This window comes from Wenzhouxiangella limi, from assembly GCF_010499265.1.
Lineage (GTDB): Bacteria > Pseudomonadota > Gammaproteobacteria > Xanthomonadales > Wenzhouxiangellaceae > Wenzhouxiangella > Wenzhouxiangella limi.
Map to the genome: position 1 here is coordinate 40,251 of NZ_JAAGSC010000041.1, position 9,220 is coordinate 49,470.

Sequence of the window (9,220 nt, forward strand, 5' to 3'; positions counted from 1 at the left end):
CAAGGTTTATGACTACGAAGGTGGCACGAAAGACTGGTTTGAACAAAAACAGGCGGCCTGAGTGAGTCCACTGGGCCGGCCATGAACCCGGCGCGCATCACGCTGCTGGGCGGTACGGGATTCATTGGCCGAGCCCTGAGCAGGCGCCTGCTGGCCGCAGGAAGCTTGGTGCGCGTGGTGTCGCGCCATGCTGAAACGGCTGCCGATCTGCCGATCGGGGTCAGCGCTCGCTCGGCCGACGTTCGCGACCCCAGGGCGGTGAGCGCGGCGCTGGTCGATTCCGATGCTGCAGTCTATCTGCCGGGTCGCGTTCAGGGCCGGCGTCGATCGGATTTCGAAGAAATTCATGCGCGGGCCGCGCGAACCAGCGCGGCCTGCGCCCGCCGTGCGGGGGTGGCCCGCTTTATCTATCTCTCGGCGCTAGGCGCTTCGCCCGACGCGAGCGCATGGGCCGATCAGACCAAGGCCGAGGGTGAGCTGGGCGTGGCGCATGCGTTTCCCGGCGCCGTTGTCGTGCGGCCGAGCCTGGTGTTCGGTGCCCATGATCACTTCCGCAGCGACATGCTCGGTCTGATGCGGCGATTGCCGGTATTGCCGGTGATTGGGCCCGGCACGCGAGTGCAGCCTTTGCATATCGACGACATGGTCGAAGCTCTGCGGTTGCTGCTGCGCGGCCAGAAACCGCGTGACAACATTCTGCAGGCAGCGGGTCCGCGCGTATGGCGCCATATTGATTTGCTCGCTGCCCTGCGCGATCGAGCTGAAATCCGCTGTCGCCTGCTCGCTCTGCCTGAATGGCTCGCGCTTATGCTGGCGGTGGCATCGAGAATCCTGCCGAAGTCGCCGCTGAGCCCGGACCAGGTGAGACTGATGCGTAGCGACAAGATCGCCGATCCAGAAAACGCCAGACTGGGCGACCTCGGTATCGTGCCGCGCGATCCGCTTGCCTGAAGCCATCATTGCCGGTTCGGCATCGATGGATTTCGCTGGTGTTGTCAAGCACGATACGAAGGCAGAGCATCCTCTCTATTGCTGCACGGGCTGAAACTCCGGATTTTCCCTGTTCGGCGACAGCCAGTTGTGCGCTTCATTAGGATGGAAGGTACGTGAAGCGATCGTTGCCCAAAACGGGTGCGTGCCGTTTCAAGTGACCATTTTTAAAAAAGCGAGGTAGTCGTTATGTTGAGTTGGGCGCTTATTTTTTTGATTGTTGCGCTGATCGCCGGCGCGCTGGGGCTTTCCGGCGTTGCCGGAACCGCCTCCAGCATTGCCTGGGTTTTATTTGTGGTCGGGCTTGTTGTCGCACTGATCTTTTTCATCAGCGGTCGTCGCCCTCCTGTTTGACGAAATGGATTCCTGATCCCTGGCAAGAAGACGTAGTGATGAACAGGAGAAGCGCAATGAAAACCCGGACACAACGATTGATTCATGCGAGCGTGTTGATCCTCATGTTGGTTGTGCCGCTATCGTTGGCGGCCAGTGACATGTCAGACGAAGCCGCAGAAGCGCGGATCGAGGGCCGGCTCCTGATGGCCTACGCGCTCAATGCCCATCTATCGACTTTCGATTTCGATGTGGACGTCGATCGATCGCGGGCGATCCTCATGGGTCAGGTTGAAGAAAGCGTCCAGAAAGACCTGGCCGGAGAGATCGCGCTGGATGTCGATGGAATCGACGAGGTTGACAATCGGATACAGGTTGCTGGCGAGGCCAGCGAAGGCGAAACGGCGGGGCGCAGTTTCCGCCAGCGTTTCGAGGACGCCACAACCACCGCCTCGGTCAAGTCCAAATTGTTGTGGAATCAAAATACCGGCGGACTGGATATCGAGGTTTCCACGCGCGATAGTGCCGTCATCCTGGAAGGGGAGGCCGACAGCGAGGCCAGCAAGGAACTCGCCGAGCGCCTGGCCGGCAATACCGATGGCGTGCGCTCGGTCGATAACCGGATTCGCGTGACCGGCAACGCCAGTGATCCGTCGCGCGACGCTGGCGATGTGGTCTCGGATAGTTGGATCACCACCAAGGTCCGTTCGACCTTCATCTTCAGCAACGTGCCGGCTCGCTCCATTGGTATCGATACCACCGACGGGGTCGTGACGCTGGACGGCGAGGTGGACAATGACGCGGCCCATGAACTCGCCGTTGAACTGGCCAGCGACATCCGTGGCGTGCGCGAAGTCAACGCAGACCAGCTGCGGATTGCCGACGATTCATGATCCGTGATGAACTGCCGCCGGCACCTTACGAGGTGCCTGTCTGTCTGGCGCGCGGCCACTGGCTGTAGCGACGGTCCAGCCACCTGCCGGCCAGCAAGGCGATCATCAACGGTCCGAACCACGCCATCTGCTGGAGCAAAGCGGTCTCCAGGCCAGGCAGCAACCGCATCAGTCCGATCTGAAAGAAGGCGATGTGGGTGGCCACGCCGTTGGCGATCATGGCGCCGTAGTGCTCTTTCAGCCACCAGTTTGAAGCGAGTGCCTGACCGCGTTTGCGTGCCCGGCGCTGCTTTGCCAGCTGCAACAGTATCAGCGGCCCGATCATGCCGAAGGCCACCAGAATCCACGCCTGGCGGGTCAGGCCCATGATCACCACGATAATGCCGGCCAGGCCGGTGGTGGTTGCAAGCACCTGCATGTCCAGTCCGGCAAATCGAGCCGGATCGCGCCGAAAACGGATTGCGCACCAGGCATTTCGGCAGGTCAGCGCGATCAACAAGGTCAGATAGCCCAGAAAGATGGCCGTGACCGGATGGCCGCGCATCCAGGTCAGGATCACCAGCGGAATTGCGGTGAGGATGATGGCCAGCATGGCGAGCAGGTAGCCCTGTCCGACGCGGCGATGCAGCGGGCTGCCCTTTTGCAGGACGGCGGCCATCCAGAACAGCGCCAGGGCGACGGTGCCGGCGACGACGTGCGGCAGAACGAACAGGGTCAGCACAGTATCCAGATTCATCAGCTTGTCGCTCCGTGGTGAATGTGGTGCCCAGTTTCCTGGACGCGGAGTGGGTTGATGAGGTGCCAAAAGTCAGGTCAACGGGGTGCCGAAAGTCATTACATTGCCCATGCGGCTTGTTCGCCGCGATTCCGCGGTTTATACAGGGGTCATGAATCGTCTTTCCAATTCCGACTTCTCGGAGCTGATCTCGCCGCTGGCCATGGCGTCCTACCTGGCGATTGCCGGGGTCTATGTGTCCGTGACCGGTTTGCTCGGCTTGCCCGGCGACGGTCTGGGCTGGCCGGGCCAGGTTGCGCTATTGGCCTTCGTCGTGGTCTGGTTGACCCTGCTGATAACCGACACGGCCGGACACCAAAGGCGGGCCGTTTTCTGGCTGGCCGCACTGGCGATCAGTGCCCTGGGCTTGCTGACGCTCGGCCGGACCAATACCGGGCCGATTCTCCTGGTGCTGCTGGCCACCATGGTGGTGAGTATTTTTCCGGGGCGTCGGGCGCTGCTGATCTTGTTGGCGATCAACGTCATGTTCGCCCTGATCCTGCACTTTCGCTGGGGTTGGGCATGGAACTGGATCTTGACCCAGGTGATGACTTTCGGCGCGTTCCAGGCGTTTGCCGCCCTGATCATTCACTATGCCCGGCGTGCCGAGCTGGCGGCCGAGGCATTGCGGGAGGTCAACGCCAAGCTGATGGCCACCCGCAGCCTGCTTGGCGAGACCGCGCGTGACCAGGAGCGCCTTCGCCTGTCGCGCGAACTTCATGACGTCGCCGGCCACAAGCTCACCGCGATCAAGCTCAACCTGCACCATCTGGCGCGACAGCCCGGTCTGGCCGCCAGCGGCGAGCTCCGCCAGGCCACCAGCCTGGCCGGCGACCTGCTGGAAGATCTGCGCGCCGTGGTCCGCCAGCTGCGCCAGAATGACGGCATTGATCTGGCCCTGGGCATCCGGCAGCTGATCGAGCCCTTGCCCACGCCGACGGTGGCGCTGAACCTGGATCCCGCTCTGCGCGTGCCCCGGGCTGAACAGGCCGAGACCCTGCTGCGGGTGATCCAGGAAGGGCTGACCAATGCCGCCCGCCACGGTCGTGCCCGCCACGCCTGGCTCGAACTGGGTCGCGACGGCGATCAGCTGCGCCTGTGCCTGGAAGACGACGGCCGTCTTGACTGGCCGCTGACGCCGGGCAACGGCCTGTCGATCATGCGCGAGCGACTGGTTGAGCTCGGCGGCGATCTGGAGCTCGCGCCGTCCAGACGCGGCGGGCTCAGCCTGACCGCTCGCCTGCCGCTGGAGTCGGTCCCATGAGCTTGCGCATTGCCCTGGCTGACGATCAGGCCCTGGTGCGAGAAGGCCTGAAGGCGTTGTTGCGTGACCTGGACGGCATCGAGGTTGTGGCCGAGGCCGAGGGTGGCGAGGAACTGCTGGCCCAAATCGAGACAACAAGCCCGGACCTGGTGCTCTCCGACATTCGCATGCCGGGCGTGGACGGTATCGAGCTGACCCGACGGCTGGGGGAGGTTCGTCCCGATCTGCCGGTGATCTTGCTGACCACGTTTGACGACGCCGAGTTGACGCTCAAGGCCGCCGAAGCCGGGGCCCGAGGATTCCTGCTCAAGGATGTCTCACCCGAAGAACTCGAAGACGTCATTCGCCGGGTGGCCGGCGGTGAAACCGTGCTGCAGCCGGTGACTTCGCGCGTGGTCCGCGCTCGCTATGCCTACAGCGACGATCGAGTGCCGGTGGAAGGCTTCAGCCCACGCGAGATCGAGATTCTGCGCCTGCTGGCCGGCGGCTATTCCAACCGCGAAATCGCCAATACCATTTTCCTGGCCGAAGGCACGGTCAAGAATTACGTCTCCGAGATCCTCGAAAAGCTCGAAACCCGCGATCGCACCCGGGCCGTGCTGAAAGCCATCACCCTGAGAATCATCTAATCGCCTGTTGGCAGGCGCAAGGTTATAATCGTGGTGCTTCCTCGGGGCGGCATTTCGCCTGAGACACCCGGCTGGGTGGACCCGTTGAACCTGATCCGGTTAATGCCGGCGTAGGGACAGGAACGAAAAACATCCGGCTCGAGCCGATGTTTTGGCACCTCCCCCGTGCATTCCGGGTCTCCATTGGCTTGTATTCGGAGACTCACGATGAAAAACACCTTGTTTCTGAGCGGTCTGTTGCTGTCCGTGTCCGCGGCGGCAACGGCCCAGTCTGATCCTGTAGCCGAACCGCTCGACGACCGCATTGTCGTCACGGCCGATTTCCGCCAGTCCGCTCTGTTTGATCTGGGCACCAGCGCCACCGTGTTGGATGCCGAGACCCTCCGTCAGCGCAGTGCCTCGCACCTGGAGCACGTGCTGAACCTGGCGCCCAACGTCAATTTCGCCAGCGGCGCGTCGCGCGGCCGCTTTTTCCAGATACGCGGTATCGGCTCGCGCAGCCAGTTTGTCGAGCCGATGAACGCCTCGGTCGGCCTGCTGGTCGATGGCATCGACATGACCGGCCTGGGCGGTGGGGCCACGACCCTGGATATCGAGCAGGTCGAGATCCTGCGCGGACCGCAGGGAACGCTGTTCGGCGCCAACGCGCTGGCCGGCATGATCAACATGGTCTCGGGCAGCCCCACCGGCGCTTTTTCCAGCCGGGCCGAAGCCAGCGCGGGCAATTTTGGTCTGCGCGCGTTCCAGGGCATGGTCTCCGGACCGGCCAGCGATACCCTGGGCTACCGGCTGGCCTACGCCAGTCAGCGCAGTGACGGATTCCAGGATAATGGTTTCCTGGGTACCGACGATGTCCAGAATATCGATGAGCAGACCCTGCGCACCAAGCTGCGCTGGCAGCCGGGCGATGATCTGCGCGTGGACCTGACCGGGCTGTATCTGGACGTTGATAACGGCTACGACGGCTTCTCTCTGGACAACACCCGCACGACCTTCTCCGATGAACCGGGCCATGACCGCCAGGAAACGCGGGCCGGGTCGGTCCGGCTCAGCTGGCGCGCCCATCGCTTGTTCAGCATCGAGGCGCTGGTCAGCCACACCGATGCCGACCTGGAATACGGCTATGACGAGGACTGGAGCTTCGAGGGCTTCTGCGATGTCTTCGACTGTGCCGCACCCGGCTATTCGTCGTTCGACAATTACATCCGCGGCGATCGCAACACGACCCTCGACGTCCGGGCGCTGTCCAGCGCCGAGCCCGGGCGGCTCGGCTGGCTCGTCGGCGCCTACAGCCGTGCACAGCAGCAGACGCTGCGCCGCGAATACACGTTCCAGGCAGAGGATTTCCTGTTCGACCATGACACCGACAGCCGTGCCTTGTACGGTCAGCTTGATATCCCCTTGACCGGCAGACTCAAGCTGATCGCCGGACTGCGCCACGAGCAGCGCAAGGTCGACTATGTCGATAGCGACGGCGCGGCGTTCCGTCCCAACGAGGACATGTGGGGCGGCAAAATGGCGCTGGAATACCGCACGCCCGGCGGTGGACTTTGGTATGCGCTGGCTTCGCGCGGCTACAAAGCCGGCGGGGTCAACAGCGATTCGGCCATTCCGGACGACCGCCGCGAGTTCGCCACCGAGACACTCTGGAACTATGAGCTGGGGCTCAAGACACGCTGGCTGGACAACCGCGTCGGATTACAGGCCGCCGTGTTTTTCCAGGACCGAGACGACGTGCAGACCGAGCAGGCGCTGGTCAAGCCGATCGAAGGCGAAAACTGCCCTTGCCAATTCATCGAGTACAAGGCCAATGCGACGGCCGGAAGCAGCTACGGCCTGGAAGCGGAACTGGACTGGCGTATTCACGGCTCGGTGCAGGCCTTTGCCAGCCTGGGCCTGTTGAACTCGCAGTTCGACGACTTCCTGAACTTCTCCCACGTCGATGCCAACCCGGGGACCGGCGAGGCGTTCGACATGGACGGTCGCGAACTGCCCCAGGCGCCCGGCTACATGTTCGGCATCGGAGCGGTCTTTCATCTGTCCGATCGCTGGTATATGCGGCTGGAGGCCGAGGGCAAGGACGCGTACTTCTTTTCCAGCCGGCACGAGGTCCGATCCGACGCCTACGAGCTGTTTCACGCCCGCTTGGGCTATCGAGGTCCGAGCTGGGACCTGGCGCTTTGGGTCCGCAACGTCACCGACGAGGAGGTCAAGGTCCGTGGTTTCGGCGGCTTTGGCAACGATCCGCGCAAGGGCTACGCGGTCGAGCCCTACTTTCAGTTCGGCGAACCGCGTCTGATCGGGGTCTCGGCAAGTTATGTCTTCTGACCTGCTCTCCGGGCCGCCAGGAGGGCCGGAATGAGCGCCGAGGGCTGGTTCCAGCAGCTTGTCCAGCGCTGGGGGACCCTGTCGGGCTGGGAGATCACGGCGGTGCTGCTTGCCCTGGTCTACCTGCTGCTGGCGGTGCGCCAGAATCGGTGGTGCTGGGTGGCCGCCTTGGTCAGCACGGCCATCTTTACCGCGCTGTTCTGGCAGGTGCAGCTGCTGATGCAGTCGGGGCTGAATATTTACTACATGGGCATGGCGCTTTACGGCTGGTGGCACTGGCGCCATGGCAGCAGCGGCCAGGGCGCGCTGCCGATTACGCGCTGGCGCTGGCGCCGACATGCCCAGGCATTGGGCCTGATTGTCCTGCTGGCGGTGATCTCGGGCTTTTTTCTCGAGCGCCACACCGGCGCGGCCTGGCCGTATCTGGATTCCTTCATCACCTGGGGCGCGGTGGTGACGACCTTCATGGTCGCGCGCAAAGTACTGGAAAACTGGGCCTACTGGATGGTGATCAACAGCCTGGCGATCGTCTTGTTTCTCGATCGCGGCATGGCGCTGACGGCGGCGCTGCATGCGGCCTACCTGGTGATTTCGGTTGTAGGCTGGATCAGCTGGCATCGGGACTATCGCCGCCATGGGCATGACCCCGCGCCGGCCGCCGGCCCGGTAACTGACAAACAATGAACGGGTCGTCGGTCGACGGGTCGACCGCTCGGCTCGAGGAACTGCTCGATTCATGGCGCGAGTGGACGCTGCCGCTGCGCACCCGACCACGCGTGCTGGGACGGATCCAATCGGGTCGAACCAACTGCAATTACCGCTTGCGTGCGCCGGGGCTGAGCGAGGATCTGCTGCTGCGGGTCAACCACCCGAACCCCGTTCGTCTCGGCATTGATCGCGAGCAGGAGCGGCGAATCCTGTCCTTGACCGCCGACGCTGCAATCGGTCGGCCGTTCTTGCACTGGGACCCCGGGCAGCGCTTTGTGATCTTTCCCTGGCTGCCGGGCCGGGTCTGGACACCCGCTGACCTGGCATCCCCCGACCAGCGCGCAAGGCTTTGGCCGCTCCTGAAGCGCTGTCACCGCATCGTGCCGGCTGGGCCCCGCCGCAGCTACCACGGCTATTTATGTCACTACTGGGGACAGCTGGCCCAAGCGGGCGAGGTCGACGGCACGCTGCAGCGCGCGTGGCGTGAGTTTGAGCCGCGGCTGAGAACCTTCGACCAGGCAGCCTGGCCGGCGCGCCTGGTCCACCACGACCTGATTCCCGACAACATTATCGATACCGGCGACCGGCTGTACCTGATCGACTGGGAGTACGCCGCGCCGGGGCACCCGGACATCGACCTGTGGTCGGTGGATCGAGCCGCCGTGCGTGAGCCGTTCGTCATCGAGATGATGGAATGGATCAACGGTCTTTGGGAGCGCTTGATCCGGACGAGCTGACCCCCGTTTTTCCGGACCTGGCTTCCGCGGGCTGATCAAAACCGGTTTTTTCCGGCACAATCGGGAGGGTTTGGCGGCAACAAACAAAGTACCCCGATGCAGGGACACCAAAAATGAGCAAGACCAATGAGCGGCCGTGAAAACCGGATCAACATCGACACTCCGCTGGGGACGATGATGATCGCTCAACGTCGGGACGGTCTGCTGGGGTCGTGGTTTCTGTACCAGCGGCACTTCCCGGTCGAGGCGGACAGCGGATCCGGGCGCCCGACCGATCTTCTGACTGAAGCCGCGTCCCAAATCCAGGCCTACCTGGCCGGCGAGCTCAGCGATTTCGATCTGCCCCTCGCGCAGCAGGGCACGGCGTTTCAGCGCGCGGTGTGGGAATATCTGCGCTCCATTCCCTACGGCCAGTCGGCAAGCTACGGCCAGATCGCCCGCGCGCTGGGCAGACCGTCTGCTGCACGCGCCGTGGGGCTGGCGGTGGGGCGCAACCCGTGGGCCCTGATCGTTCCCTGTCATCGCGTTATCGGCAGCAATGGTGCGCTCACCGGCTATGCCGG

Annotated in this window: 10 protein-coding genes and 1 riboswitch; of the genes, 9 read left to right on the forward strand and 1 reads right to left on the reverse strand. The window is 63.4% G+C overall.

Annotated features, from left to right (window positions below; all coding sequences use genetic code 11):
• Window positions 1–81 precede the first annotated feature (81 nt).
• The 3 genes from G3I74_RS08905 to G3I74_RS08915 all read left to right on the forward strand — a co-directional run bounded on the left by G3I74_RS08905 (window position 82) and on the right by G3I74_RS08915 (window position 2,216).
• A complete protein-coding gene (locus G3I74_RS08905; RefSeq protein WP_164211249.1) occupies window positions 82–951 on the forward strand; it encodes an NAD(P)H-binding protein in 870 nt (289 codons plus the stop codon).
• A 228-nt stretch (window positions 952–1,179) separates the two neighbouring features.
• Window positions 1,180–1,344, forward strand: coding sequence for a DUF1328 domain-containing protein (locus G3I74_RS08910; RefSeq protein ID WP_164211250.1), 165 nt, complete (start codon window positions 1,180–1,182; stop codon window positions 1,342–1,344).
• A 56-nt stretch (window positions 1,345–1,400) separates the two neighbouring features.
• A complete protein-coding gene (locus tag G3I74_RS08915) occupies window positions 1,401–2,216 on the forward strand; it encodes a BON domain-containing protein (RefSeq protein WP_203594647.1) in 816 nt (271 codons plus the stop codon).
• Window positions 2,217–2,241: 25 nt separating this feature from the next.
• On the opposite strand, the gene G3I74_RS08920 is transcribed toward G3I74_RS08915, so the two are convergent.
• A complete protein-coding gene (locus G3I74_RS08920) occupies window positions 2,242–2,952 on the reverse strand; it encodes a hypothetical protein (RefSeq protein ID WP_164211251.1) in 711 nt (236 codons plus the stop codon).
• Window positions 2,953–3,103: 151 nt separating this feature from the next.
• Here G3I74_RS08920 and G3I74_RS08925 point away from each other — a divergent pair, with 151 nt between their 5' ends.
• The 6 genes from G3I74_RS08925 to G3I74_RS08950 all read left to right on the forward strand — a co-directional run.
• Window positions 3,104–4,255: a sensor histidine kinase gene (locus tag G3I74_RS08925; RefSeq protein ID WP_164211252.1), complete on the forward strand. Its 1,152-nt coding sequence runs from the start codon at window positions 3,104–3,106 to the stop codon at window positions 4,253–4,255.
• A complete protein-coding gene (locus G3I74_RS08930; protein ID WP_164211253.1) occupies window positions 4,252–4,884 on the forward strand; it encodes a response regulator transcription factor in 633 nt (210 codons plus the stop codon). Before G3I74_RS08925 ends, G3I74_RS08930 begins: the two co-directional genes overlap by 4 nt.
• A gap of 32 nt (window positions 4,885–4,916) precedes the next feature.
• Window positions 4,917–5,019: riboswitch (TPP riboswitch) on the forward strand.
• Between the two features lie 72 nt (window positions 5,020–5,091).
• A complete protein-coding gene (locus G3I74_RS08935; protein WP_164211254.1) occupies window positions 5,092–7,212 on the forward strand; it encodes a TonB-dependent receptor in 2,121 nt (706 codons plus the stop codon).
• Between the two features lie 30 nt (window positions 7,213–7,242).
• The gene (gene pnuC, locus G3I74_RS08940) at window positions 7,243–7,896 is read left to right on the forward strand and encodes a nicotinamide riboside transporter PnuC (protein WP_164211255.1); all 654 of its coding nucleotides are present in this window, start codon (window positions 7,243–7,245) and stop codon (window positions 7,894–7,896) included.
• Complete coding sequence (locus tag G3I74_RS08945) at window positions 7,893–8,657, forward strand: choline/ethanolamine kinase family protein (RefSeq protein WP_164211256.1); 765 nt, start codon at window positions 7,893–7,895, stop codon at window positions 8,655–8,657. Before pnuC ends, G3I74_RS08945 begins: the two co-directional genes overlap by 4 nt.
• A gap of 126 nt (window positions 8,658–8,783) precedes the next feature.
• On the forward strand, window positions 8,784–9,220 hold a 437-nt coding region (locus tag G3I74_RS08950), incomplete at its 3' end, for a methylated-DNA--[protein]-cysteine S-methyltransferase (RefSeq protein WP_239056803.1).